At 51.9% G+C, this 25,460-nt stretch carries 25 protein-coding genes and 2 tRNA genes; 16 read left to right on the top strand and 11 right to left on the bottom strand.

The genetic code is table 11. The annotated features are described in order from the left end of the window. Positions 1 to 24: 24 nt before the first annotated feature. Positions 25 to 990, bottom strand: coding sequence for a TraB/GumN family protein (locus ABFZ84_RS02315; protein ID WP_369312296.1), 966 nt, complete (start codon positions 988 to 990; stop codon positions 25 to 27). Between the two features lie 223 nt (positions 991 to 1,213). Between ABFZ84_RS02315 and ABFZ84_RS02310 the strand changes: the two genes are divergently transcribed. Then, positions 1,214 to 1,290 (top strand) — tRNA-Arg (locus ABFZ84_RS02310). Between the two features lie 94 nt (positions 1,291 to 1,384). Here ABFZ84_RS02310 and ABFZ84_RS02305 read toward each other — a convergent pair. Both ABFZ84_RS02305 and cpdR read right to left on the bottom strand, forming a co-directional pair. Further along, a tRNA-Val gene (locus ABFZ84_RS02305) sits at positions 1,385 to 1,459 on the bottom strand. An 81-nt stretch (positions 1,460 to 1,540) separates the two neighbouring features. Next, positions 1,541 to 1,900 carry a cell cycle two-component system response regulator CpdR gene (gene cpdR / locus ABFZ84_RS02300; RefSeq protein WP_369312295.1) on the bottom strand — a complete coding sequence of 120 codons (360 nt, stop codon included), beginning with the start codon at positions 1,898 to 1,900 and terminating at the stop codon, positions 1,541 to 1,543. Positions 1,901 to 2,105: 205 nt separating this feature from the next. Between cpdR and ABFZ84_RS02295 the strand changes: the two genes are divergently transcribed. The 4 genes from ABFZ84_RS02295 (at position 2,106) to ABFZ84_RS02280 (ending at position 5,986) form a co-directional block, all read left to right on the top strand. Then, positions 2,106 to 3,011 (top strand): N-formylglutamate amidohydrolase, encoded by a 906-nt coding sequence (locus ABFZ84_RS02295; protein ID WP_369312294.1) that lies wholly within the window; start codon positions 2,106 to 2,108, stop codon positions 3,009 to 3,011. Positions 3,012 to 3,329: 318 nt separating this feature from the next. Further along, positions 3,330 to 4,514 carry a glycosyltransferase family 4 protein gene (locus tag ABFZ84_RS02290; protein WP_369312293.1) on the top strand — a complete coding sequence of 395 codons (1,185 nt, stop codon included), beginning with the start codon at positions 3,330 to 3,332 and terminating at the stop codon, positions 4,512 to 4,514. A gap of 198 nt (positions 4,515 to 4,712) precedes the next feature. Further along, complete coding sequence (locus ABFZ84_RS02285; protein WP_369312292.1) at positions 4,713 to 5,108, top strand: helix-turn-helix domain-containing protein; 396 nt, start codon at positions 4,713 to 4,715, stop codon at positions 5,106 to 5,108. A 68-nt stretch (positions 5,109 to 5,176) separates the two neighbouring features. Further along, positions 5,177 to 5,986, top strand: coding sequence for an inositol monophosphatase family protein (locus ABFZ84_RS02280; protein ID WP_369312291.1), 810 nt, complete (start codon positions 5,177 to 5,179; stop codon positions 5,984 to 5,986). Between the two features lie 10 nt (positions 5,987 to 5,996). On the opposite strand, the gene ABFZ84_RS02275 is transcribed toward ABFZ84_RS02280, so the two are convergent. From ABFZ84_RS02275 to ABFZ84_RS02265, 3 genes are read right to left on the bottom strand one after another with little or no spacing between them, the layout of a single operon-like run. Beyond that, positions 5,997 to 6,929 carry an alpha/beta hydrolase gene (locus ABFZ84_RS02275; RefSeq protein WP_369312290.1) on the bottom strand — a complete coding sequence of 311 codons (933 nt, stop codon included), beginning with the start codon at positions 6,927 to 6,929 and terminating at the stop codon, positions 5,997 to 5,999. Next, entirely contained in the window at positions 6,929 to 7,246 is a 318-nt protein-coding gene (locus tag ABFZ84_RS02270) for a hypothetical protein (RefSeq protein WP_369312289.1), read from the bottom strand. Before ABFZ84_RS02270 ends, ABFZ84_RS02275 begins: the two co-directional genes overlap by 1 nt. 4 nt (positions 7,247 to 7,250) lie before the next feature. After that, positions 7,251 to 8,186 (bottom strand): class I SAM-dependent methyltransferase, encoded by a 936-nt coding sequence (locus ABFZ84_RS02265; RefSeq protein ID WP_369312288.1) that lies wholly within the window; start codon positions 8,184 to 8,186, stop codon positions 7,251 to 7,253. Between the two features lie 250 nt (positions 8,187 to 8,436). On the opposite strand from ABFZ84_RS02265, the gene ABFZ84_RS02260 reads away from it, so the two are divergent. Next, positions 8,437 to 8,898, top strand: coding sequence for an Hsp20 family protein (locus ABFZ84_RS02260; protein WP_369312287.1), 462 nt, complete (start codon positions 8,437 to 8,439; stop codon positions 8,896 to 8,898). 119 nt (positions 8,899 to 9,017) lie between these two features. Continuing rightward, positions 9,018 to 9,275 (top strand): hypothetical protein, encoded by a 258-nt coding sequence (locus ABFZ84_RS02255; protein WP_369312286.1) that lies wholly within the window; start codon positions 9,018 to 9,020, stop codon positions 9,273 to 9,275. Here the strand turns inward: ABFZ84_RS02255 and ABFZ84_RS02250 are convergent. Continuing rightward, positions 9,272 to 10,063, bottom strand: coding sequence for an inositol monophosphatase family protein (locus ABFZ84_RS02250; protein ID WP_369312285.1), 792 nt, complete (start codon positions 10,061 to 10,063; stop codon positions 9,272 to 9,274). The genes ABFZ84_RS02255 and ABFZ84_RS02250 overlap by 4 nt on opposite strands. A gap of 283 nt (positions 10,064 to 10,346) precedes the next feature. On the opposite strand from ABFZ84_RS02250, the gene ABFZ84_RS02245 reads away from it, so the two are divergent. The 7 genes from ABFZ84_RS02245 to ABFZ84_RS02215 are packed head-to-tail and all read left to right on the top strand — an operon-like array spanning position 10,347 to position 17,428. Then, positions 10,347 to 12,071 (top strand): class I adenylate-forming enzyme family protein, encoded by a 1,725-nt coding sequence (locus tag ABFZ84_RS02245; protein WP_369312284.1) that lies wholly within the window; start codon positions 10,347 to 10,349, stop codon positions 12,069 to 12,071. Between the two features lie 15 nt (positions 12,072 to 12,086). Continuing rightward, positions 12,087 to 13,292 (top strand): acyl-CoA dehydrogenase family protein, encoded by a 1,206-nt coding sequence (locus ABFZ84_RS02240; RefSeq protein ID WP_369312283.1) that lies wholly within the window; start codon positions 12,087 to 12,089, stop codon positions 13,290 to 13,292. A 10-nt stretch (positions 13,293 to 13,302) separates the two neighbouring features. Next, positions 13,303 to 14,442, top strand: a complete 1,140-nt coding sequence (locus tag ABFZ84_RS02235; protein ID WP_369312282.1) for an acyl-CoA dehydrogenase family protein — start codon at positions 13,303 to 13,305, stop codon at positions 14,440 to 14,442. Positions 14,443 to 14,461: 19 nt separating this feature from the next. Continuing rightward, positions 14,462 to 14,917: a MaoC family dehydratase gene (locus ABFZ84_RS02230; protein WP_369312281.1), complete on the top strand. Its 456-nt coding sequence runs from the start codon at positions 14,462 to 14,464 to the stop codon at positions 14,915 to 14,917. Between the two features lie 9 nt (positions 14,918 to 14,926). Beyond that, positions 14,927 to 15,844, top strand: a complete 918-nt coding sequence (locus ABFZ84_RS02225) for an SDR family NAD(P)-dependent oxidoreductase (RefSeq protein WP_369312280.1) — start codon at positions 14,927 to 14,929, stop codon at positions 15,842 to 15,844. A gap of 12 nt (positions 15,845 to 15,856) precedes the next feature. Continuing rightward, positions 15,857 to 17,053, top strand: a complete 1,197-nt coding sequence (locus ABFZ84_RS02220) for an acetyl-CoA C-acyltransferase (RefSeq protein ID WP_369312279.1) — start codon at positions 15,857 to 15,859, stop codon at positions 17,051 to 17,053. 6 nt (positions 17,054 to 17,059) lie between these two features. After that, the gene (locus ABFZ84_RS02215) at positions 17,060 to 17,428 is read left to right on the top strand and encodes an MGMT family protein (RefSeq protein ID WP_369312278.1); all 369 of its coding nucleotides are present in this window, start codon (positions 17,060 to 17,062) and stop codon (positions 17,426 to 17,428) included. Between the two features lie 303 nt (positions 17,429 to 17,731). On the opposite strand, the gene ABFZ84_RS02210 is transcribed toward ABFZ84_RS02215, so the two are convergent. The 3 genes from ABFZ84_RS02210 to ABFZ84_RS02200 all read right to left on the bottom strand — a co-directional run bounded on the left by ABFZ84_RS02210 (position 17,732) and on the right by ABFZ84_RS02200 (position 22,267). Then, entirely contained in the window at positions 17,732 to 18,016 is a 285-nt protein-coding gene (locus ABFZ84_RS02210; RefSeq protein ID WP_369312277.1) for a GIY-YIG nuclease family protein, read from the bottom strand. A gap of 645 nt (positions 18,017 to 18,661) precedes the next feature. Further along, complete coding sequence (locus tag ABFZ84_RS02205) at positions 18,662 to 20,605, bottom strand: ribonucleoside-diphosphate reductase subunit alpha (protein WP_369312276.1); 1,944 nt, start codon at positions 20,603 to 20,605, stop codon at positions 18,662 to 18,664. Positions 20,606 to 20,845: 240 nt separating this feature from the next. Then, on the bottom strand, positions 20,846 to 22,267 hold the full coding sequence (locus ABFZ84_RS02200; RefSeq protein ID WP_369312275.1) for a hypothetical protein: 1,422 nt from the start codon (positions 22,265 to 22,267) through the stop codon (positions 20,846 to 20,848). 189 nt (positions 22,268 to 22,456) lie between these two features. Between ABFZ84_RS02200 and ABFZ84_RS02195 the strand changes: the two genes are divergently transcribed. Beyond that, positions 22,457 to 23,242 carry an acyl-CoA thioesterase gene (locus ABFZ84_RS02195; protein ID WP_369312274.1) on the top strand — a complete coding sequence of 262 codons (786 nt, stop codon included), beginning with the start codon at positions 22,457 to 22,459 and terminating at the stop codon, positions 23,240 to 23,242. Between the two features lies 1 nt (position 23,243). Then, positions 23,244 to 23,627 (top strand): VOC family protein, encoded by a 384-nt coding sequence (locus ABFZ84_RS02190; protein WP_369312273.1) that lies wholly within the window; start codon positions 23,244 to 23,246, stop codon positions 23,625 to 23,627. Here ABFZ84_RS02190 and ABFZ84_RS02185 read toward each other — a convergent pair. Beyond that, the gene (locus ABFZ84_RS02185; protein ID WP_369312272.1) at positions 23,624 to 25,441 is read right to left on the bottom strand and encodes an ABC-F family ATP-binding cassette domain-containing protein; all 1,818 of its coding nucleotides are present in this window, start codon (positions 25,439 to 25,441) and stop codon (positions 23,624 to 23,626) included. The genes ABFZ84_RS02190 and ABFZ84_RS02185 overlap by 4 nt on opposite strands. Positions 25,442 to 25,460: the final 19 nt, after the last annotated feature.

The following is a 25,460-nucleotide window of genomic DNA, read 5'->3' as shown; positions in this document are numbered from 1 at the left end:
GGCCGGCATATTTGCCGGCCTTACTTATGGGTTGTTATCATTAGCAGGGGTGTTTGTATCGACTCTGCTAACTTCATAACCTTTTGCCGCGAGTAATGCGGGTACGGAAAATTGGTCTCCAACAAGGTGCGCAGCACCCACTGCGACAAGCCCTTTGCCGGATTCATTTTTGAGCGCCGCATCAAGTTCATTAGCCCAAGCTTTGTTACGGGCAACAATTAGTCGCTCGTACACAGATGGTGCTTGCTCTTGTAATATGTCATTCATTTGTTCGTCTAGGAATGCGGCGTTGCCCGTAACCCAAGCGCTGAACAAGTCATCAAAGGCCGCTTCTTGTTCTTCCCAATCGCGCAAAGTGACGACGAGAAGCATTTTTTCAGTGTCTGCATCGAGCCCTGTAAACAGTGATAACTGTTCTTCTAGTGTTTCAAAAAACCTTACGTCTTTTTGGGTTTGTTTTGCCTCCTTGAGGAGGACGCTATCTACACCAGATCCAGGTTCGAACCCTTGGTTGACGATGAATTGTACACTGAGTGATAAAAAAGCATTCCATGGCCTCATCGTATCGATTGCTGCGAACGGAATGTTTAGATCGCTCGCAATGTCGCGTAATTTTTGTGCATCGTTTGATTCGAGCATTCCGCTCAGGGTTTTCCCCGGCGCGTTAAACCCTTCCGTCATCATGACGTTTAGAGTTTTTGACGCAGCATCAGGCGCGTCAGCATCGACTTCGAAGTAAACTGTTTCCGCCGTCTCAATAGCTTTGGCAAGGTCATCCGTACGCCAATTCAAATTTGGCGGTAAAATGTGAAAGGTGCCCAAAAGGTAATACTCAGAATCGTCGTCAGTAACACGCCACATAGCCGGCGTCGCAGTCTCAACTTCAATAACTTCTTCAGGTGCCTGTGCCGCAACAAGCGTCGGCGTAGCAAGAAAAATGGCGGCAGGACCAAGGAAACTGCGTAGTAAGGCAGATGTCACATTCTTCATGGTTGTTCTTTCGCTTCCTATTCTTCACGATATCGGGTGGCATCCATTAAAGGGAGTACAACACGCCAGAGTTTTGTAGAATCCGTACCATAAACCATCAAGCAAGGCGAAAGGAGGGCAGCATTTAGTCATTAATTATGTTTGAGGCCTCTGGTTAATGTCGGGGAACGAGCAAATGGCTTGCCGCACGGCGGACGATCGCGTAAACAGCGGTCTCCTAAAAGGACCCGTAGCTCAGCTGGATAGAGCGCTGCCCTCCGAAGGCAGAGGTCACAGGTTCGAATCCTGTCGGGTCCGCCATTCCGATCATAATTTTAGAGATTGAAGCACGCTGTTAACGGCTGCGTGAGAAAGTTTTTGAATCTTGGAGATGTTTTTTTGTTGCCACTGAAAGTGGTGGGCGCACCGGGTTTCGAACCTGGGACCTCTACCATGTCAAGGTAGCGCTCTACCCCTGAGCTATGCGCCCGAGCAAGATGATGTCCGCTCGAAGGGGACGGTCTGTAACGGGAATTTTCCAGCTATGCAAGCCTATTAGCGTAGCTTTGGGCTACGCCGCGACAACGCGTTCGACCTCAAACACCAAATCTTTTAGGTGAAATGGCTTGGATAGAACTTTTGCGTCCTCGGGAGCTTGGTTCGCCGCGTTCAGCGCGACTGCTGCGAAGCCGGTAATGAACATGATTTTCATTTCTGGATCGATTTCGGTTGCGCGTCGCGCCAACTCGATACCGTCCATAACAGGCATCACAATGTCGGTGAGTAAAAGGTCAAACTCGCGCAATTGAAGCTCAGTAAGTGCTTCGTCGCCCTGTGAAGCATCAATTACAGAATGACCCGCACGTTCGAGCGCTTTCTTTAGAAAACGCCGCATCGAATCATCATCTTCCGCCAAAAGAATCGCCGCCATTTACGCTGACCTTTACTCTATCTCGTTATCTTCAACGAGTTGGTTGTCCTAAAGGGAGATTCTGGCTGACGCCAGCCCTGCGCTCTATCTTCGTCTTGCAATAAATGCTCCGTTTAAGAGCGCATTAAGTGGTAAGACCTTAACGAACCCTACAACTTCACGCTAACATGCCCAAAGTCGACTTAAATTCAAGCCTAGGTGTGCAATGCCGGAAAAGATTGATAGTTCTCCCTCATATCCGGGCCGCCGTCCCATAGACGTGCTGGCCCCAGCTGAGACGAGCTCACCGGTAATTTTTGCTTCTCCCCATTCAGGTCGCGATTATCCTGGTGAGCTTTTACGTAATTCTCGTCTAGATCGTCATGCTCTGCGCCAATCTGAGGATAGTTATGTTGACCTCCTGTTTGATGAGGCCCCGCGTATGGGGTCACCCTTGTTGCGGGCATTGTTTCCGCGAGCATTCGTTGATGTAAACCGGTCACGCCAAGAACTCGATCCGCGCATGTTTACTGATAATGTGCCGAAAAGTTCCGATACCCGTTCAAGTCGAGTGATTGCTGGACTGGGCGTCATTCCGCGGATCGTGGCCGACGGTCAGGATATATATGGGCGGAAGCTCTATTTCATGGATGCAAAGCGTAGGCTGTCTGCGTGTTATGACCCGTACCACAAGGCCTTACGTGGATTGGTCGACGAAGCACGGGCGCGGTTTGGTTGCGCAATTTTGATTGATTGTCACTCTATGCCATCGGCTGGTGGGGCACCGTTTCGTGAAGGTGAGCCGCCAATTGATTTCGTGCTGGGGGATCGTTTTGGGTCGTCCTGTTCACCTGAAATTGTACGCCTTGCAGAGGATGTGCTGACAGGGTTTGGCTATCAGGTCACCCGCAATGCGCCATATGCTGGTGGTTATGTGGCAGCATCTTATGGGCGGCCACGGACAGGCGTGCATGCGCTACAGATTGAGATAAACCGTGCTCTTTACCTTGATGAACGCCGAATTACGCGAACAGAGGCGTTTGAGGTCTTGCGCGAGAATATGATTGTGTTGATGCGGAAGTTAACTGAGTTCGATGCTGCCGATCTTTGTGTTGCACAAGCAGCTGAATAAATTCAGATTTTTGCCAAGGAAATCCGTGTAAAAAAAAGGCCGCGGACGAACCGCGGCCAAAGTCGTTAGGGAGGAAACGCCCAAAAATTGGGCAGTAACGCAAAAGCGCTACGAGACCGACTATAGAAATATAAATTTTGCATTGCAATATATTTTTTGCGATGCAACATGAAAAATGCAGAAATAATCAAAATTATCCATTTATGCGCATGGTTAATGGCGAATCATTGGGTATTGAAGCTTGCGAGCTCAATGATTGTAAAAAGGCCATTGGTGCATTAGGGCTCCCACTCTCATTGCAACCGAGGAAGCAGCGTCATGGCTGAAGATAGTGCGCAACCAAACGAACCGATCGAGAAAAAGAAAAGTGCGCTTCGTCGCATCGGTTCCGGGGTTGGAAGGTTAACGCGAGCGAAAAAACAGTTTGATATGCCCAAAGGTGAATCGGGTCTCAAAATTGTTATCGCCACGGATGCCTGGAAACCACAGCTAAATGGCGTAGTCCGTACGCTGGATACACTTGGAAATATTCTCACCGATTTTGGGAATGAGGTGCTTTATATTACACCGAATGAATTCAAATCAGTTCCGCTACCATCCTATTCGGAAATTCGTTTGTCGTTGATGCCAAATCGAAAGGTGGCAAAGATGATTAACGAATTCCAGCCTGATGCGATTCATATTGCCACCGAAGGGCCTATAGGAAGAGCAACACGGCGTTTTTGTAAGCGGCGGGGATATCCGTTCACCACAAGTTTTCATACGCGGTTCGCAGAATATGCAAACGAGCGTTGGAAGATTCCAACAAAATGGGGATATGGGATCCTTAAGGATTTCCATAAAGACGGGGAAACCATGATGGTGGCCACGCCAGGACTCGTTGAAGAGCTTTCTGAGCGGGGCTTCTCGAGAATGAAGCTGTGGGCGCGTGGCGTGGATCTTGAGCAATTCATTCCCGGGGACCGAGCGTTTTTGAATAAGTATAAGCGCCCAATTTTTCTGTATGTGGGACGCTTGGCCGTTGAGAAATCGATTGAAGATTTTCTCGAAGCCGACCTGCCGGGAACAAAGGTGGTTGTTGGTGACGGCCCGCAACGGGCAGAGCTCGAAGAAAAATATAAAGACATCGTGTTTACCGGGCCGAAATACGGCGATGATCTGACGCAATATTATCAGGCATCGGATGTATTTGTGTTTCCTTCGCGAACGGACACTTTTGGTTTGGTTAACGTTGAAGCGCTCGCTTGTGGTGTGCCTGTCGCAGCCTATCCAGTTCGAGGGCCGCTAGAAATACTTAAAGGCGCACCTGCGGGCTGCGGCGCGATGCATGAAGATCTGCAAACGGCCTGTTTAACTGCTTATGAAAACCGTGATCCGAAGGCATGTCGGGACTGGGCAGAAAATTTTTCATGGGAAGCGGCGTCGAGGCAGTTTATCGCGAATCTCGAAACACCCGGATTTGACGAGCAATTTTGGCTTCGCTCGGCGAAAATGATTGATTGATAAAACGTTGCGTTTCGTTTTGATACAGATCAGTAGCCACGCGAGACGGTAATTTACATTTTTACACTCTAGAGAAGACAAAAACTCTTTTTAGGCGAGGAAGTTTGCGCCTATGCACCGGTTCGGCATGGTGTTTGCGTTGTACACGCTCGAAAGAACGGGGCGCAATCGGGCGCATCGATTCGTTGGAGTTTTGTAATGGCGCATCCGATCGACATTCATGTAGGTAGACGTTTACGGCAACGTCGCCGGCTGCTTGGACTAACCCAAGAAAAATTGGCGCAGGCCGTTGATATTCGGTTCCAGCAGATTCAAAAATATGAAAGCGGATCAAACCGTGTTTCTGCGTCGCGGCTTTGGTCACTTTCTAAAGCGCTCGATGTCTCTATTTCTTATTTCTTTGAAGGCATGAATGGCGCTGAGCCAAAACTCGATATGGATTTGAGAAGTGAATATGGCTTCTCAGAAGCACCGGCCGAGGGTCTTCTTGACGAGAAAGAAACCATGGATCTCGTTCGTTATTATTATCGTCTCGATGAAGAGCCGCGTCGACGGTTACTTGATCTTGCGCGCGCACTTTCTAGCGAAAGCTAAATTCTGAGCATAAAGCCCTCCAGCTTAAGCTTGCTCAATAACGCGGTGATGGTAATGATCACCGCGTTATGTCGTTTTCACCAGAAGAAATATCAATACTCGCCGCCTTTGCGGATGAACTCGCAGATGCGGCGCGCGAACAGTCTCTGTCGCGGTTTCGTGATGGCGTGAAAATTTCTGAAAAAGACGGGCCAGTGTTTGATCCCGTCACCGATGCTGACCGAGAGGCAGAGCGTGTTCAGCGCCGTTTGATCGAGGAAAGATTTCCTGATCATGGTATTCTTGGCGAAGAATTTGGTGAGTTGCCGGGGAATAGTCCGTGGCGATGGGTGCTTGACCCCATTGACGGTACTCGGGCTTATATGTGCGGAACGACTAGTTGGACCACATTGATTGGTCTCGAATATGAGGGACAACCGGTTTTCGGATTAATAGACCAGCCCTACACAGGTGAGCGTTGGGTTGGCACAAACAAAAAATCCGATTTTAGCCGAACATCTAATCGGAAAGCCGCCAAAACAAGTGGTGTTACCGACATTGCTAACGCGCGCATATCGACTACCGATCCATTGCCAACGGCTTATTTTGGGGCGGCGGGGGCCGCAGCATTCGCTCGCGTAGCGGCTGCTGCTCGTGTCGCGCGGTTTAGCCTTGATGCATATGCTTATGGCTTGCTTGCGATCGGCGAAATGGATGTCGTCATTGAAACTGGATTACAACGGTATGACTATGCCGCGCTTTTACCGGTTGTGCGCGGTGCCGGCGGGGTAGTTTCAAACTGGAATGGCGACGAACCGGGTACGGATGACCGAGGTGAGTTGGTGGCGTCAGCAAGCGTCGAGTTGCACCAATCCACACTTGCCTTGCTTGCTGGCTAAGCAAAGGACGTCAGTCCTTGAAAACCGGCGCAACGAAATCGTCAAAGGCTTTCCAATAAAGCGCGCGCAAGGAATCGCGCTCCATCATGATTTCATGCAGAGCGCCCGGAATAGTCTCGACAGAAATTTTGTCACTCGATGCGGCAATGATTTGGTGGTCTTCGCCATCAATTTGTTGTTCTAGCCCCGCGGTAATAATGAGTACCGGTATTTTAATGCCGTCTAGGGCGTGATCGGCGTGAATTGCTTTACTCGCCTTTATGGCATCATTGACCCAGCCATAGGTCGGTGACTGCGAGGCGGCTTTGGGCTCCGCGAGCCTTAGGTCGCGGAACAGCGAATGTCGTGCTTTGTCGCTGGTATAAATATTGCCATCAAATTTATCTGCGTAGTCTTTGCTGCGTATCACTTGTGTGCGCGCAAAGCCAATTGTACTCGCAATAGACGCGGCAAGACCCGTTATTTTATTTTGTGGTTCCGGAAATAGGCGTGTCATTGGTGCGCATAAAACTGCGCGGGAAAACCCGTCATTACCGGTTGAAAGTAACTTAAGTGCTGGCATCCCGCCCATCGAATGGGTCATTAGAATATATGGTCCACCAAAGCGTGGTTTGACTTGGGTATCTGTGAAAAACTCAAGATCATTTTTTATTGTTTGGAAGTACCCGTTCCATTTCGTTTCTTTTACTTGTTCGCGGTCTGATAAGCCCTGACCACGCCAATCCATCATTGCGACATTGAGCCCGCGTTGGTGGAGGTCTCGGATCGTTTCAAAGTATTTCTCGATGAATTCTGACCACCCTGTGACTAAAACGACTGTACCGCGAGGATTATCGACAGGAAAAAATCCACCACGAATATTCACTCCTCCCGGTGCTTCGAATTCAAATGGTTCAGCATTTTCAGGAATTGGATTTTCGGGAATGGAAATAAAATGCGCCATTATTTTTTCTCCGGCTTTCCGAGACGTGTCAGCAAGCTCATGTCGCCTGATATTGTAACGCGACCCGAAATATAGGCACTTTCAAATGATCGAATGCTAAAGAGCGCCTGTTGCAGAATTTCTGCGGCACCATGCCATATGCAATCGGCTTCAGTTTTTGCGGGAGGCGTTAAAGAAACCTCGGGCGGGGACTGATGGCCATCAACCCAGAGGGGCGCTTGTTCAGCCGGGGCAAGTTTCAATACACCATCAAAGGAGGCGGCGAAGAATTTCTTCGCCGCCTCTTTAAGTTCATCATTTGCCGGTTTGGCAGGCATATACCTATTCCAGCAACGCGCCGTCGGCGGCGATCGGTTTGCGGAATTTTAGGGTCATTCGGTCACTTTCGCCAATTCCATCATACATTGCGCGATCAAAATCGGGATCGTCTTGACCACGAACTGCTGAAGAGCGGCGTGTTGGTGGTAGTGTCCAGACACCAAAAGGATGATCTTTCGTGTCTGCTGCATTCGCATTGATTTCAGATGATTGGTCAAAATCAAAGCCTGCTTCTGCGGCCAATGCTTTAACATCATCCGTATAGACATAACCCGATTTACCATCTGTGCTGACTTCCGCTCCGTCCGCGCGATGTTCAACAACACCTAAAACACCACCGGGCTTAAGTGCGCGATAGAATTCTTTAAAATTATCGAGCGCCGTTCCACCTGACTGCCAGTTATGGACGTTGCGGAAAGTAAGGACCATATCTGCCGAATTTTCCGGTGCGATATGGTGTCCTTCACCGAGTGCCGTTAGCTCTACATCGCCGTAAATTTCAGGCTTTGCCACATAGTTCTTTTCGAAAGCGGTTAGCGCGTTCATGGCGTATTCGCTGGCACCTTCGCGCGGGAAGCTTGCGGCATAATATTTTCCGCCACCACTTTTCAGATAGGGCGCAATGACTTGGGTGTACCAACCACCACCCGGCCAGACTTCGACGACGGTCATGTCGGATTCTAGACCAAAAAATTCCAATGTCTCTTTAGGGTGACGTGAAGTGTCGCGCGCGCGTTCTTCATCTGTGCGATGATCGCCAGCGAGAACCATATCGATCGTGTTTTCGCTTGTTGCCGGAGTGGCCTTGTCCGCCGCTTTGCTCGCGCTATTGTCATCTCCACTGCCGCAGGCACTAAGAGCCAGGGCGGCAATGATTGCGGCACTAAATTTTAGCGCGGATGATTTGCGACGAATGCGCGGCGTATAGGTTAGTGTCATAAATAAACTCCGGTTTTTGTAAGACGTTCTTTGTCTTTACCATGGTTTCAGCCATGGTCGAGACGGAGAATGGGCTGAGGCTTAGTTTGCCGTCATAGGGTAGATGCCCTTGAACTCCATTTCTCTATTATTATCTCAATTCGTGACGGAGGCCTAATGGCTCCGTCAATTTTGGACAGACATGTCGCTTTGACCAGTCGGTGAAGTTGATGTGTTGCAACCCTCGCTTGAATGAAGGAGGAATACCACTATGCGTACCTTTGATTTAGCCCCCCTATATCGCTCAACGGTTGGTTTTGATCGGGTCTTTGACCTGCTCGACAACGCCGGCAAAGCTGAAACGGGTGGGTATCCCCCATACAATATTGAACGCTTAGACGAGAACGACTATCGCATCACGCTCGCGGTCGCCGGATTTGGCGAAGACGAGCTTGACGTCGAATTGCATCAGAACACGCTGACCGTCACGGGTTCGCGCGGTGATGATGACGATGGCCGCTCATACCTATATCAGGGAATTGCTGGTCGTTCGTTCCAGCGCCGGTTCCAGCTTGCTGAACACGTAGAGGTGTCTGGCGCTTCGCTGGTCAATGGTTTGCTCAATATTGAGCTGCATCGCGAGATTCCAGAGGCACTCAAGCCCCGTAAAATCGGGATCTCTGGCGGAAAGGCCTCAAATGTGAAGGTCTTGAAAGACGCTGACGCAGCCTAAGTGGAAGATATTCTGGAAATCCCTCCCGGAATGGATGGGGGCGCGGGTAATACCGCGCCCTTTTTTATTGCGCACTATATTGGTACGATGGTCCAATCGTGAGGGGAGTTTGCGTTTAGATGGGTATTTTCAAGATTTTAGCGATGGGTGCCGGCTTGGCTGCAATGGCTGCCTGCACCACAAGTGATCCGGGCAATGCCTATGGGACAGAGCCATCAATCTCTATTCCTTATGATCCTTATGATTACGATCCCGATGACCTTTTGGCTGAAGCCCAAGCGCATTGCGGCGCGCGTAATATGACGGCGCGTTTTGACGGAGAAACCGTTGATCCACAATCAGTGCGTTGGCGCTATCGCCACTATCGGTGCATCTAATCTTCGGCGAGGAGCTTTTGCGCTTTTTCAGAAACTTCCGAATTGGCGGCGAGAATTGAACCAGAGGTCAGGAAGTTTTTCCCGCCATCAATTTCTGTGACCAATCCGCCTGCTTCACGCACCAACGCAGCACCCGCAGCGATATCCCAAATATTGAGATCGCGTTCCCAGAACGCATCAAAACGACCCGCCGCAACAAATGCGAGATCAAGGGCGGCGGAGCCAAAACGGCGTACACCAGCGGTTTCTTTTAATACACGCTTGGCCTCGTCCAGAGCGCGTTTGCGACCGGGGCGACCAGCAAAAGGCAACCCACATGCAAAAAGGCAGGTACTTAAATCCGACCGGCCTGATACACGCAAGCGCCGGTCATTCAGATAGGCCCCTTCGCCTTTTTCGGCCCAAAACAGCTCGTCTGTAGCTGGGTTGAAAACGACGCCAGCATAGGGCTGGCGATCACGCTCTAGGGCAATTGAAATAGCGAATTGCGGAAGACCGTGAAGAAAGTTTGTTGTGCCATCAAGCGGATCCACGATCCAACGATTGGAATTGTCCACGCCTTCTATCTCACCGCGCTCTTCCATGATGAAGCCGTATTTTGGGCGACCTTTGGATAGCTCTTCAAAAATGGTCTGCTCGGATTTGAGATCGGCCCGGCTGACAAAATCAGCAGCCCCCTTGCGTGAGACTTGAAGGGCTTGGGTTTCTCCAAAATCTCGGGTCAAACCCCGCGCGGCTTTGCGTGCGGCATTAATCATAACGGTCATCAGAGCGGAAGCGTGAGGCATAAAAAACAATCTTGATTTCGGGCACTTGGCCACAGGGCGGCGCACCATACGCCGCGCGCGCGGTTCTGCAAGGTTAGACTTAGGCTCAATAGATTTTAGTTATAGTAAATGCGGGCCAAAAGTGCACCATCCGCATTGATCTGCGATTTTCCGGGATGTGCGCAGCCAGATTTTCGGCCTCACTGAAAATTCACTGCTCGCAACTGCATGCCATTGTTCCGCCGCCCGTCTCGAGGCGCTATGAAGAGGCAAGGTCAAATAAATATAAGGGATTAAACGCGTTATGGGCGAAACAGTGCCGGTGAATAATGACGAGCCTCTGGATCCAGCTAAGTTGGCCGCAACCGCATTTAAGCTGCTGACAGAAAACCCGCTTTTCAAAGTGGGCGAGGCGGAAATTCGCGGCAACACATACCGCGTATTCGAGAATGCGCCTGCCTCCGTCGTCGGTTTGTTCGCTTATGGCGCAAGTCATGGTGATAAGGATTTTCTTATATTTGAGGGTGAGCGATTAAGCTTCGCCGAGGTCTTTAAGCGGGCATGCCGATTTGCGAATGCCCTGCGCGACGAGCTTGGCATCAAGCAGGGCGATAAAGTTGCGCTGGCAATGCGCAATTATCCTGAATGGTGCATCAGCTATATGGCCGTGATTTCTACGGGCGCGGTGGTTGTTCCGCTCAATGCTTGGTGGAAAGCCGATGAGTTGAAATACGGGATCGAGGATTGCGGCGCGAAGACCGTAATCGTTGATGGAAAGCGGCTGGAATATTTAAAGCCGCTCAAAGAAGAGCTTGGTCTTAGGTTGGTGCTCGCGCGCGACAAAGGCGAAGGTGCCGATTACAGCTATGAAGAATTGCTTGAAGGATCGAATATAGAAACGCCGCCGGCTGTCGATATTCATCCGGATGATGATTATTGTATCGTTTATACTTCGGGTTCGACCGGCAATCCAAAAGGTGTGGTGCTGACCCACCGTGGTTGCATTTCTGCACTTATGTCATGGTCCTTTATCGCGTCGGTCATAAAAGAAATGCGCGGTGGTGCGGGCATTTTTGGCGATAACCCCGGTATTTTGCTGGCGATTCCGTTGTTTCATGTAACCGGTTCTCATTCGATTTTTCTTTTGTCTTTCTTGGTTGGCCGAAGAGTCGCGATGATGTATCGCTGGGACCCGAAACAAGCTTGTGAGATTATCAATCAAGAGAAATTGACGAACTTTGTTGGCGTTCCGAGCCAGTCTTTTGAAATGATGCAAGCTGTTGACGAGGCAGGTTGCCCGACGCTTTTGGATATTGGCTCCGGTGGCGCGAAACGCCCGTCCAATCATGTTCGTAAGCTCAAGGAAAAATTCAAAAAGGCAAATCCATCTTCTGGGTACGGATTGTCTGAGACCAATGCGATGGGCTGTGTGATCTCTCAAGCAGACTATCTCAAGCGTCCTGATTCCACGGGGCGTCCCGTGCCGCCATTGACCGACATAAAAATTATGAAAGACGGCGAAGAGCAGCCCACGGGCTCCGTTGGTGAAGTCTGGATTCGCTCGCCTGCGAATTTCCGTGGCTATCATAATATGCCGAAAGAAACCGCTGAGGCGCTTACGCCGGATGGATGGTTCAAAACCGGCGATCTCGGGAAATTCGACGAAGAACAATATCTCTATATTGTCGACCGCATGAAAGAATTGATTATTCGCGGCGGCGAAAACATCTCCTGCCTCGAAGTTGAAAACCGTGTCTATCAACATGATGCAGTGGCCGAAGCGGTTGTGTTTTCTGTTCCTGATGAAGTGCTCAACGAACGTGTCGGCCTTGCTGTTTACGCAAAAGAGGGAATGTCTATCGATGCCAAAGAGCTTCGCGATTTTATTGCCGAAGATTTGGCCGGGTTCAAAGTCCCCGAACGCATTTGGGTTTCGCCACTGCCGTTGCCCCAGTTGGGCACTGCGAAGTTCGACAAACTGACCATTCGACAAATTTCTCTTCAGCACCCACCGGCGCTGTCCGTTTAGATTGGAGTTATACAAATGAATGATCTTGATACATTCCGTACAGAGACGCGCGCGTGGCTTGAGGAAAATTGCCCCAAGGAAATGCGTGACGGTGGTGCGGGCGGCGAAGACAGTATTTGTTGGGGCGGAAAGAATTGGAAATTCCAATCCGAAGCTCAAAAAATTTGGCTCGACCGCATGGCCGCAAAAGGCTGGACGGTGCCCGCTTGGCCAAAAGAATATGGCGGGGGCGGTTTGTCGAAAGAGGAAGTGAAAGTCCTCAAAGCTGAGATGCGCAAAATCAAAGCGCGTTCGCCGCTCGAAAGCTTTGGCATCTGGATGCTTGGACCGGCGCTTTTGAAATATGGCACCCATGAACAGAAGCTGCATTTTCTGCCGCCGATCACACGCGGTGAAATACGTTGGTGTCAGGGGTACTCTGAGCCAAATGCCGGTTCTGATCTCGCGTCGCTTCAATGTAAATGCGAAGATAAAGGCGACCACTGGCTTGTAAATGGCCAGAAGATTTGGACTTCCTATGCCGATCAGTCCGATTGGATTTTCGCACTTGTGCGTACGGACCCGACGGCGACCAAACATAATGGTATTAGCTTTATCCTTATTGATATGAATGCTGAGGGTGTTTCGACAAAACCGATCAAGTTGATTTCTGGTAAGTCGCCATTCTGCGAAACTTTCTTTGATGATGTCGTCGTGCCGAAAGAGCACGCTGATGGCATTAACGCGGTGGTCGGCGAATTGAATCGCGGTTGGGATGTGGCGAAATATCTTTTGACCCATGAACGCGAAATGATTTCGGCGGGCGGCGGCGGCCTTTTGGGTGGGCGCGGTATGGGCGAAGTTGCGGCCCAAGAGCTTGGTCTTGAAAACGGCAAACTTTCGGATGCTTTGTTGCGTGCTAAGATTGCCCAAGCCGAGATTGATGGCTGGGCGTTTTTGTTGACGCTTGAACGCATGAAAGACGAAGCCAAAGCCGGGCAGGGCGTCGGCGCTAATTCTTCGATGCTGAAATATTACGGCACGGAGTTTAATAAGCGTCGTTATGAATTGTTGATGGATATTGGCGGTTCTGACGAACTTGAGTGGGATGGCGAGCGCACGAAAGACGGAAAGCTCGCGCGGGGTTGGTTGCGAACAAAAGCCAACTCGATCGAGGGCGGCACGTCCGAAGTTCAGCTGAACATTATTGCAAAACGTATTCTTGAATTGCCCGGCGCGTAAAGGAAACATCATGGCTCTTGTATTGAACGAAGAACAGGAAATGCTGCGTGATTCTGCGCGTGGTTTCCTTGAAGATAAAGCACCGGTCAAAGCCCTGCGGGCTTTGCGGGATGGGGATAACCCCGATGGATTTTCGCGTGACCTATGGGCTGAAATGGCTGAGATGGGTTGGGCGGGTATTCTCGTCGACGAAGAATATGGCGGCGCGGATTTCGGTTTTGTTGGTGCTGGCGTGATTGCCGAAGAAATGGGCCGTACCCTGACGGCATCGCCATTTTTAGCCACGTCTGTATTAGCGGCCACGGCACTTAAGAAAATGGGGTCCGATGCCCAGCGGCAGGAGTTTTTGCCAAAAATAGCGGGCGGCTCTGCGCTGTTCGCGCTCGCGGTGGATGAAGCCCGCAAGCATGGCCCCGCAAAGACGGCCATGAGCGCCGAAAAACATGGGAACGGGTTTAAGTTATCGGGAGACAAAACATTTGTCGCTGACGGGCATGTTGCTGACAAAATCATCGTTGCGGCGCGCACGAGTGGCGCGGCTGGCGAGAATGACGGCATGACGTTGTTCTTGGTCGATGCAAAAGCAAATGGTGTCGCGGTCGAACGAACGAGCATGGTCGATAGCCGCAATGCAGCGCGCATAAAATTTGATAATGTCGAGGCCACCGGTGATGATGTCCTCGGCGAGGTCGATGGCGGGTATATGGCGCTTGAAGGGGTTCTCAATGCGGGCCGCGCTGGCCTTGCGGCGGAGATGTCAGGATCTTCCCAGCAAGCTTTTTCAATGACGATGTCATATCTAAAAGAACGCAAGCAATTTGGCACTGAAATCGGCGGATTTCAGGCATTGCAACATCGAGCCGCGCATCTCTACTCCGAGATTGAATTGGCAAAATCGGCGGTACTAAAAGCGCTGCAAGAGCTAGACGACAATTACGGTATGGCTGGGCCAATTTGTTCTTTGGCGAAGGCAAAGGCTGGCGAAGTGGCGAAACTGGCGTCACAAGAAGCGGTGCAGATGCATGGCGGTATCGGCATGACCGACGAATATGACATTGGCTTTTATATGAAACGTATTCGCGTTGCGCAGGAGATGTTTGGTGACACAGCGTTCCATACCGATCGCCTTGCGCAAATGCGCGGCTATTAAATTTTATCAGGAGTAAGTAATGCCTACTGCGACGACGGAAAATATTGCCGAATTTGTCGGCAAGTCTACGGGCACTTCCGATTGGCTTGTTATCGATCAGGAAAAAATTAATCAGTTTGCGGATGTAACGCATGATCACCAGTTTATTCACGTAAACCCCGAGGCTGCTGCGAAAACCCCGTTTGGTACGACGATCGCCCATGGGTTTTTGACGCTTTCGCTTTTGTCCAAATTCGCCGAAGGCGGTGTGATCGCGCTGGAAGGCGTCAAAATGGGCGTCAATTACGGTTTTGAGAAAGTCCGCTTCGTAACGCCTGTGAAGTCGGGAAGCCGAGTGCGTGGGCACTTCACCTTGATGTCGGCAGACTCCAAAGTGCCGGGACAATGGTCGTTGAAATACGCGGTCAAGGTTGAGATCGAAGGTGAGCCAAAGCCTGCCCTGGTCGCCGAATGGTTGACTATGCAATTTGTATAAGGAGTGAATATGTCGATTGATTATAAAGGCAAGGTTGCAATCGTAACCGGCGCTGGAAATGGCCTTGGGAAGTCGCACGCGATTGCACTTGCGGCGCGCGGTGCAAAGGTTGTCGTCAATGATTTGGGCGGTAGCGTAGACGGTTCGGGCGGGTCTATTTCTGCAGCGCAGGAAGTTGTAAATCACATTAACGCGGCCGGCGGTGAAGCCATTGTCAATGGTGCGAATGTCACCAAAGAAGATGAAGTCGCGGCCATGGTCAAAGAAACCATGGATAAATGGGGCCGCGTTGACATCCTTGTGAACAATGCGGGCATTCTTCGCGACAAGACGTTCCACAAAATGACGCTTGCGGACTTTCGTACGGTGATCGACGTCCACCTTGTGGGCACCGCGATTTGTACCCATGCGGTTTGGCCGATTATGCGCGAGCAAACCTATGGCCGGATTGTCTGCACGTCGTCGCCATCGGGCCTTCACGGGATTTTTGGGCAGGCCAATTACGGCGCAGCAAAAGCGGGCATGATTGGTTTCATGAATGCGCTGCACCTTGAGGGCGCAAAATACGGCATTAAAATCAACCTGTTGTCGCCATCGGCCAAGACCCGCATGACGCTTGATATTGGTATTCCGGAACCGATTCTTGACCAAATGACGCCCGAGGCGATTACGGCGGCGATGTTGTTCCTCGTGAGTGAAGATGCGCCAAGTCGAGCGATCGTGAGTTGCGCGGCAGGTGGCTATGCGCGAGGTTACGTCGTAGAAACTGATGGTATTTACTTGCCGCCCGATGACCAAACGCCGGAAGAGATCGCAGCACGTTGGGACGAAATTTCGTCTACGGACAATGTCCATTACTACGAAAATTCGTCTGGCCCGAGCATGAATTTCATGAACAAGGCGAAAGACTTCGCCGACAAGAATTAAAGGAACTTTCCTATGAGAGAAGCAGTAATCGTCTCTACAGCCCGGACGCCAATCGGCAAGGCCTATCGCGGTGCGTTTAACGACACACCTGCGCCGACACTGGCCGCGCATGCCATCAGTAATGCTGTCGAACGCGCCAAAATTGACCCCGGCGAAGTTGAAGATGTGGTGTTTGGTGCGGCCCTTCAGATGGGTACATCTGCACAGAATGTTGCGCGGCTTGCGGTGTTGCGCGCGGGGTTCCCTCATGAAGTGCCGGGCCAGTCGCTCGATCGTCAGTGTGCGTCCGGCATGATGGCTATCGCGACGGCGGCCAAACAAGTCATCAGCGATAATATGGATGTGGCCGTTGGTGGCGGCGTTGAATCGATCTCCATGAACCAGACCAAAGACATGTTCGTGCGTCCTGATCCGTGGCTGATCCAAAACCTGCCGTCGACTTATATGCAGATGATCGAAACTGCTGAAATCGTCGGTGAACGCTATAATATTTCGCGCGATGCGCAAGACGAATATGGCCTCCGTTCGCAACAACGCACCCATGCAGCGCAGCAGGCTGGCAAGTTTGACGATGAAATCGTGCCCATGGCTTCGGTGATGAAGTTCCTGAACAAAGAAACCGGTGAAACCTCGGACGTCGAAACCAAGCTGGAAAAAGACGAAGGCAACCGGCCCGAAACCACGCTTGAGGGCCTCAAAGGTCTGAAGCCGGTTTTCAAAGGCGGCCAAGTTGTAAAAGAAGGCAAGTTCATCACGGCCGGTAACGCGTCTCAGCTTTCTGACGGTGCGTCGGCTGCGGTTTTGATGGAAGCCAAGACGGCTGAAAAACGCGGGCTTTCGCCACTCGGGATTTATCGCGGTATGGCGGTCGCCGGTACGAACCCCGACGAAATGGGTATCGGCCCTGTGTTTGCTGTGCCGAAATTGCTCAAGAAGTTCGGCCTTAAGATGGATGACATCGGCCTTTGGGAGCTCAACGAAGCATTCGCTGTGCAGGTCCTTTATTGCCGTGATAAGCTTGGCATTCCCGATGAGCTGCTCAATGTTAATGGCGGCGCAATTTCGGTCGGTCACCCTTACGGCATGTCGGGTGCGCGGATGGTTGGCCACGCGCTGATCGAAGGCAAGCGTCGCGGCGCAAAATATGTCGTATGCACCATGTGTGTTGGCGGCGGGATGGGCGCGGCCGGCCTGTTCGAGGTCGCGTAACGTCGCGTGCCATTTGACGCTAATGTTGTTTACAGGCTCGTGGACGAAGTGCCCGCTGGTGAAGCCGCCAGTTATGGCATGATCGCGAGCCTGTTGCCGGGTGTCACCGCCCGCATGGTGGGCCGCGCTTTGGGGCATTTGCCGAATGGCGCGACCACCCCGTGGCATCGAATTGTGAATGCCACGGGTGCGATTGCGCCGCGCCCCTCCGCCGCTGGGCAGCGCAAATTGTTGTTGGCCGAGGGTGTCAGTTTCCGAAAAAACGGTTTTGTTGATTGGTCGCGCCATCGCTGGCGCGGGCCGTCGCCACGCTGGTTTGATGAAACCGGCGCGGATATTGAATCCATAACGGAAATTATCGCAGGCTGGCGATAGGCGCATGGGCTACTCCTCACGCCAGCAACCTACGGTCACTTTTGGGGCGTGCGGATATCTATCCACGGGGTTTGGTTTGGCCTTAAACTGGTGACTGACGCGACGCGGCGGCACCGATGCTTGCCGAGAGTATTACCCTGTCCTCACTGGTCATCCCGGGCTTGATCCGGGATCCAGTGGTAATACGAGAGATTGAAAAGGATAGTGTTTGTTGGTGGATTGCGGATCGGGGCCCGCAATGACGTGAGTGGTGAGGGTAGGCCCTATCCTCAGCCGTCATTCCAGACTTGATCGGGGATCCACTTACAATGTCTCGTACAAATCCGACCATTCAGGATTGTCGCGTTCAATAAGCGCGATCTTCCAATCCCGTTTCCAGTTCTTTAAACGCTTTTCTTCGGTAATGGCGTCGGTAATCCGTTCAAATGGTGTGTAGTAAACAAGTCTGTCTACGTTATATTTTTCGGTGAAGCCTTTGACGACTTTCTTCTTATGGGCATAAATCCGTTCGGCGAGGTTCGACGTAACACCTATATAAAGTGTTCCGTTGCGCTTTGATGCTAAGATATAAACCCATCCCTGTTTCATTTCGTTGTTTTATCTTTGGTCTTTCGCCCTGTCATCCCGTTTCCCCTTTTGTCATCCCATGTGTGCGAGGTCGAGAGGATGGTGCCTTTTGGTGGATTGCGGGTCGGCGCCCGCAATGACGTGGGCGGTGGGGTGCGCTCTACCCTCAGCCGTCATCCCGGGCTTGACCCGGGATCCATCGATTGTGCGTAAATGTGATTGGACGTTGCTTGTCATTGGATTGCGGGTCGGAGCCCGCAATGACGTGGGCGGTGGGGTGCGCTCTACCCTCAGCCGTCATCCCGGACTTGATCCGGGATCAATGGCCGATTTGATTCTGTGCGATCTTTTGTTTTTTCGAGCATCCCAAGTCTAGGAGATCAAATAACTCTAAGTTTCTATCGCCCGCCGTTTTCGAATATGCGTCCAGTATATGTAGGCATCTATGTTTGTTGTGTCTTAGGCCGGGCAAGTCATCGAAGTGGATAACTTTTTTACTACGCATTTTTCGAGACCGAATAGGCTCCTCGCAGAGAGGGCAGCGGCTTTGGTAACCAGATTCTGCAGCGCCGCTGCGGATACGAAATTGCCACGAACCGCGAGCACGAGTTCCGCGCTTAGTCATATAGGACGGTTGGTAGACCCATTTCGCTTTCATTAATCACCCTACTGACAAGCGAGGCACTCATCATAGTCGGTGGGGGCGGCGGCTTCCATCATCGATGAAATGCCATCTGTTTCGTTTTCTTTGGCTTTCGCGCCATTGGCGAATCCCGCACGCTGAATTGATTTCGAGCGGCAGTAGTAAAGCGATTTCACGCCTTTTTCCCATGCTGACCAATGCAGCATGTGAAGGTCCCATTTATCGATGTCACCCGGCAAGAACACGTTCACGGACTGGCCCTGACAGATATAGGGCGAACGGTCAGCGGCGAGTTCGATAACCCAGCGTTGATCGATTTCAAACGCCGTTTTGAAAACGTCTTTTTCGTCTTGGTTAAGGAATTCGAGGTGTTGAACCGAACCCTCATGCTCAAGGATAGAGTTCCATGTCTCGTCTGTGTCCTGACCTTTTTCTTCGAGCATTTTTTTCAGCGCAACATTTTTCACGGTGAAGGAGCCGGAAAGCGTTTTGTGCGTAAAGACGTTGGCCGGAATAGGCTCAATGCAAGGAGACGCGCCACCACAAATGATCGAGATCGACGCCGTTGGTGCAATCGCAAGTTTGTGTGAGAAGCGTTGTTTCACGCCGCGTTCTTCTGCGTCGGGGCAGGCACCGCGCTCTTCAGCAAGCGCAACAGACGCCGCATCGGCACCCATCCGAATGTGTTTGAACAACCGGGTGTTCCACGACTTTGCCATGGCGCTTTCAAAGGGGATGTTCATGGACTGAAGGAACGAATGGAAACCCATAAGGCCCAGACCAACTGAACGTTCGCGATTGGCAGAGTAAGCAGCCTTCGCCATTGATGGCGGTGCGTTGTCGATAAAGTCCTGAAGCACATTGTCGAGGAAGCGCATGACATCTTCGATGAATTGCGGCTCGTCTTTCCACTCTTGATACTTCTCAGCATTAACAGACGACAGACAGCAAACGGCGGTGCGATCATTGTCCAGGTGGTCTTTGCCGGTGTGCAGCATGATCTCTGAACAGAGGTTTGACGTTGAAACTTTAAGGCCCAGATCGCGCTGGTGTTTCGCCATTTGGCGGTTCACCGTATCAGAGAACAAAAGATATGGCTCGCCAGTGGCCAGACGGACCTCAAGGATCTTCTGCCACAATTTCCGTGCAGAGATCGTGCGCAGAACTTCGTTTGTTTTAGGCGAACGCAGGCCGAACTCTTCGTCTTTCGCAACAGCTTCCATGAATTCGTCTGAAACATTGACGCCGTGATGCAGGTTTAGCGATTTGCGGTTGAAGTCGCCCGAAGGTTTGCGGATTTCGAGGAATTCTTCGATTTCCGGGTGATGCACATCAAGATAGCAAGCCGCAGAACCACGACGGAGCGAGCCTTGGCTGATCGCAAGGGTCAGCGAATCCATCACGCGAATGAACGGGATAATGCCAGACGTCGCGCCGGCATGTTTCACTTTCTCGCCGATGGAACGAACATTGCCCCAATAGGTGCCAATGCCGCCGCCATTAGAAGCCAGCGCAACATTCTCGTTCCATGTATCAACAATCGCGTCGAGCGAATCGCCAACACCGTTCAAGAAGCATGAAATAGGCAGGCCGCGATTTGCGCCACCATTTGAAAGAATTGGCGTCGCAGGCATGAACCAAAGTTTTGAAATATAACCGTAAATGCGCTGGGCGTGGTCGGCATCATCGCCATATGTGCGGGCAACGCGGGCAAACATATCTTGGAACGACTCGCCGGGCAGGAGATAGCGATCAATCATCGTGGTCTTGCCGAATTCGGTCAAAAGCGCATCACGTGAGTGGTCAACCTCAATATCGCGCACAACCTTCAGCGCCGGCTTTTTCGCCGTCGGCTGTTCAGTGCCCGCGTCTGTTGCCGGGTTTTGGTCCAGCTCTTGGGCAAGATCTTGTGTCAGCTCTTGTGACTGAGCGTTTTCTAGGTCTTTGGCGGCTTCTGAGAGCGACATATGTCCCCGTCCCTAACTCTTTTCGCCTCCGAAAAAGGCGCGCAAAATTTGTGCTCCGGAGTGCCCATTCAGGCCCGCGTCCGGAGCGGCTATTCGTTCGTGTTGTGATTTGCCGACATTCCCAGCCGACACAAGATATAGTGATGGACACCTAGGTGAACGTCAATATGAAGTTAGTCACAGGGGAAATATTTTTGGTTAACGAGAAATTAACGCGGCGCATTATGTGCGCCTGTGGGGTTAATTCTTTTGTGGGTTTTTAAGGGTTCCGTGGCCTCGTTTCGATCCCGTATTCCGTCCTTCAGGGGCCGAAAATTTTTTTGAAAAAGCGTCGGTCCGCCAGCGTTCCGGCACCCCTGAAAAGTCAGTTTCGACGAATCGAACCGACGAATCGCGATGCCGCCATTCGGGAAGTGATTCATCTTCGGCTTTGAACGAGGTTTGATTCGTGTCGGCCGCTTTGGGTGCGAACTCGTTGCGCCCACCAGATGTAGGGGTAGGTGCTGTGCCACGACCGCTGACGCGGGCGCGATAAACATCCAGCATATCCTCGATCCGGCGGATAACATCGGCGGGGCGCGGTGCCTCCTGGGCGGTGAACCCGCTGCGCAACGCATCGAGCGCTTCGGTGCGGGCCGCCGCGGCCGTGCTCTCTGTTGCGGGACCAGCGGCCAATGACATGAGTGCGCCCGCAATCGCATAGAGAAAGCTGCCCATTAAAATCAGTTGTATCGCCCAAGGATATTGCGCAATGCCGAGGGCGTTCATGATTTCCGTTGGGTCCGGTTTCGGTAGAATGAAAAAGACCGTGAGGATAAAGCCCGCAAACATGCCCAATCCGAAATCAAGAATCGGTAGGGATTGGCTGGGGCCTCGGCGGCTGAGAAAGCCTTTGAACAAACGTTGTGCGTGGTCGCCCTCGGCACCGGTTAGAAAAGCGATCTCCCGGAAATAGGCGCAGGCCTCTAGCGCCGTTAGGTGCGCGCGAGAAAGCTCGCTTACGGCATCCGCCTGTGCACTGCGGTTATCCATTTGCTTTCGCAAGGTGGTGAGTTCGCGGTCAAATTCAGCTGAAGCGTTGGCAATTTCGATGCCTAATGCCTCAGCCTCTTTGCGAATGCGGCGATTGTCGGCATTGCCCATAAGGCGTGTAAAAATACCAACGGTGAGCGCACCCCCAAGCCCGGCGGCGGCGACAATCATAAACATCTCGACCAATGAAATGGCGTCTGCAACGGGAATATTGCCAGCGGTTACCGAAAGCCCATCGGCGCGGGCTGACATCACTCCATAAAAAAGCCACGCAGCCACAGCAAGCCAGACTGATCCGATTAAAAACCGAAGGCCTTGGGTGAGCATCGTCACTTCGCCGGCGCGCCGCTCGGCGATCCGCGCTGATAGTCCGTTTGCGGCGCGGCGAAGGTCGTCGCTGCGCCGGACGATACCTTGGGCGGCTTCTTCGAGGCGGGCCGAAAGCGGCAATGTGCCTTCGCGATCAGAACTTTTGTCACTTGGAAAAAAAGCTTGGGTGGGATCGGCGTTTTCAAACGAAGCGTGCGGTGCTGGCTGGGCTTCATTCGACTGGCCCCGTAATCGCGCAAAGGCGGTGTTAGCGCTAGCTTGTAGCGCATGAAGCATAGTCTTTTGAGTCTTGCCGGTCATTGATCCCCCACGGATTTGCAAGGTTCATCGTAGAGCATAAAGCGGCCCGCGTTAATCCTGTTAAATCGCACGTAATTACAGCCACTTGCGCCGATCACGGTGATTTGCACAGCGTCAACTGCGACTTAGTGTTGGCGTGTGCGTGCGTATTTCTTATCTAGCGAGACAGTCAGTACGAAAGGGACGTTTGTGGAATTCGAAGATCTTATCGCCAGCGGTACGTTAAATGATGACGGCCAATATTCGACAACCATCCCCCAAGGCTGGATGCAGGGGCGCACGACCTATGGTGGGTTGTCGGCGGCTTTATGCCTTGATGTAGCAACGCGCAGTTTTTCTGATCTGCCGCCTTTGCGCTCGGCGATGGTGTCGTTCATCGGCCCTGCTGGTGGTGACGTTACGGGGCAGGCCAGAATCCTCCGTCAGGGGAAATCAGTGACTTTCGTTGAGGCGGATATTGTCGGCGAAAAGGGCCTTGCGACGCGGTGCCTGTTTGCTTTCGGTGGGGCGCGGCCTTCGATGTTTGATAATACATTTTCGCCAAAGCCGGAATATAAAGCGCCCGAAGAGTGCGAGGTCTTCATCCCGGAAGAATTCGGACCGACATTCGCCAAACACTTTGAAAGCCGCCTTGTGCGCGGCGCGCGACCCGGCACAGGCTCGACCGAGCATGATCATTTTATCTGGATACGTCATAAAGATCCCAAGGCGACGGATATGGCCGCGCTTCTCGCAGTGGCAGATATGCCGCCGCCAGCGGTATTGCCGATGTTCAAAGAGTTTGCGCCCATTAGTTCGATGACATGGATGGTCAATGTGGTGGTCGAAAAACCCGAAACCAGAGATGGCTGGTGGTTGATGCAATCCCGCGCAGAAACAGCACGCGACGGCTATTCAAGTCAGGACATGCTCGTGTGGAACAGAGATGGCGAACTGGTGACCACCGGACGGCAATCAGTTGCGGTGTTTACATAAAATGAAACTTGCGTTGTTTGCTTTGCTTGTGCCGGACTATGACGAGGCCATTGATTATTATTGTAAGATGTTGGGGTTTTCGCTGATCGAAGATACGCGGCAATCACCTGAAAAGCGTTGGGTTGTGGTATCGCCCGGCGAAGGCGGATCAGCCATTTTGCTGGCTAAAGCCGCCGATGCGGCGCAGCGCGCGCAGATTGGCAATCAGGCCGGCGGGCGTGTGTTTTTATTTCTCAATAGTGATGATTTTGATGCTGACTATCAGCGCTTGAAAAAGAAGGGTGTTGAATTTCTTGAGGCCCCACGGCACGAACCCTATGGCAGCGTCGTCGTGTTCCGCGATCAGTTCGGCAATAAATGGGATTTGATCGAGCCAAAGTCCTAGCTGTTCTCAATTTCTTCGCGTTTCATTTCCAGCTCGAGCCATTCTTCTTCTGCGCTTACGAGCTTGTCTTCGAGTGCAGAAAGAGCTTTGGCGGTTTTGTTGAAACCTTCACCATCGCGGCTAAAGAAATTCGGGTCATCTAGTTTCGTTTTCAGCTTAGCGATTTCGGCCTGCATCGCTTCCATTTCTTTTGGCAGTTTTTCGAGCGCATATTGTTCTTTGTAGGAAAGCTTTGTTTTGCTCTGTGTGGGTTTGGGCTTGGGTGCCTGTTGGGCAGCCTTTGCTTTTTCGACTTTGTCCGAGCGTTCCGTACCCGGCGCACTGCCGCGCTGGATCACCATATCGTCATAGCCACCTGCGTAGCGACGCCACTTTCCCGGTGTTTCCGGGTCGGTGGTCACGACACTGCTCACAAGGTTATCGAGAAACTGTCGATCGTGGCTGATCAACAACAATGTCCCGCCATAGGCCGATAGCTGCTCTTCGAGCATTTCAAGGGTTTCTAGGTCAAGATCGTTTGTGGGCTCGTCGAGGATCAACAGGTTTGACGGTTTCGCTAGCGCGCTCGCCAGCGCTAACCGGCCACGTTCCCCACCGGAAAGTGCGGTGACGGGCTGGCGCCATTGTTCCGGCCCAAACAAAAAGTCTTTTAGATAGGTTGCGACATGGCGTTTCTCGCCATTGATTTCGACCCAATCGCCAGTGCCGTCATTGATCGCATCGGCCACCCGCATTTCAGGCTTTAATCGGTCGCGGCGCTGATCGAGCGAGACAATCTCAAGGTTCGTGCCCAATGTTACATTGCCTTCATCGGGGGCAAGCGTGCCAATGATCATATTGACCAATGTGGTTTTCCCGGCACCATTCGGCCCGACGATCCCGATGCGATCACCGCGCGCAATTTCAATCGAAAAATCGTCAATAATTTTCCGGCTACTGAATGTTTTGGAAACATTCTCAACGACTATCGCGCGCTTGCCCGATGCGCCAGCGGTTTGGACGGCAAAATTCGCATTGCCTTGAACGCGGCGAGTTTCGCGTAATTGTTTACGCATATCTTTTAGCTCGCCAACGCGGCGCATATTGCGTTTTCGCCGGGCGGTTACGCCATAGCGCATCCAATGTTCTTCGGCGACGATTTTTCGCCCCAGCTTGTGATGCGCTTGCTCTTCTTCTTCGAGAAATTTGTCACGCCATGCCTCGAAGGTACCAAAGCCTTGGCCAGTATTGCGTGTCGCACCACGGTCAATCCAGACAGTGTCATTAGTGACATTCTCCAGGAACCGTCTGTCGTGTGAAATCAATACAATCGAAGAGGGCAGGGATTTAAGCTTATCCTCCAGCCATGTAATCACCGGCAGATCGAGATGGTTGGTCGGCTCGTCCAATAATAAAATATCCGGTTCAGCGGCGAGCGCTTGGGCAATCGCCGCGCGACGGGCTTCGCCCCCCGAAAGCGCTTGTGGTGATTGATCTGGTTTTAGTCCTAATTCTTCGAGCAAGTTTTCGGCACGATAGTCGCCGCCAGTTTCATCAAGCCCGGCGCGGACATAATCACCGATGGTTTCGAAACCTGCCATGTCGGGTTCTTGCCGCAGATAGCGCAGGGTCGAGCCGGGATGAAGAAACCGCTCCCCGCTATCGGGTTCGACCATACCCGCCGCGATTTTCATCAGTGTTGACTTGCCTGATCCGTTTCGCCCCACCAGCGCAATGCGCGCACGCTCGCCCACCATCAATGATGCCCCCTCGAACAAAGGGTCACCACCCAAAGTAAGGTGAATATCGGTTAGGGAAAATAACAGTGCACTCATAATCAATCCGCTTTCAACG

The organism is Hyphococcus lacteus (assembly GCF_041058985.1).
GTDB classification, from domain to species: domain Bacteria; phylum Pseudomonadota; class Alphaproteobacteria; order Caulobacterales; family Parvularculaceae; genus Hyphococcus; species Hyphococcus lacteus.
This window is presented reverse-complemented; position numbering and strand designations above follow the sequence as displayed.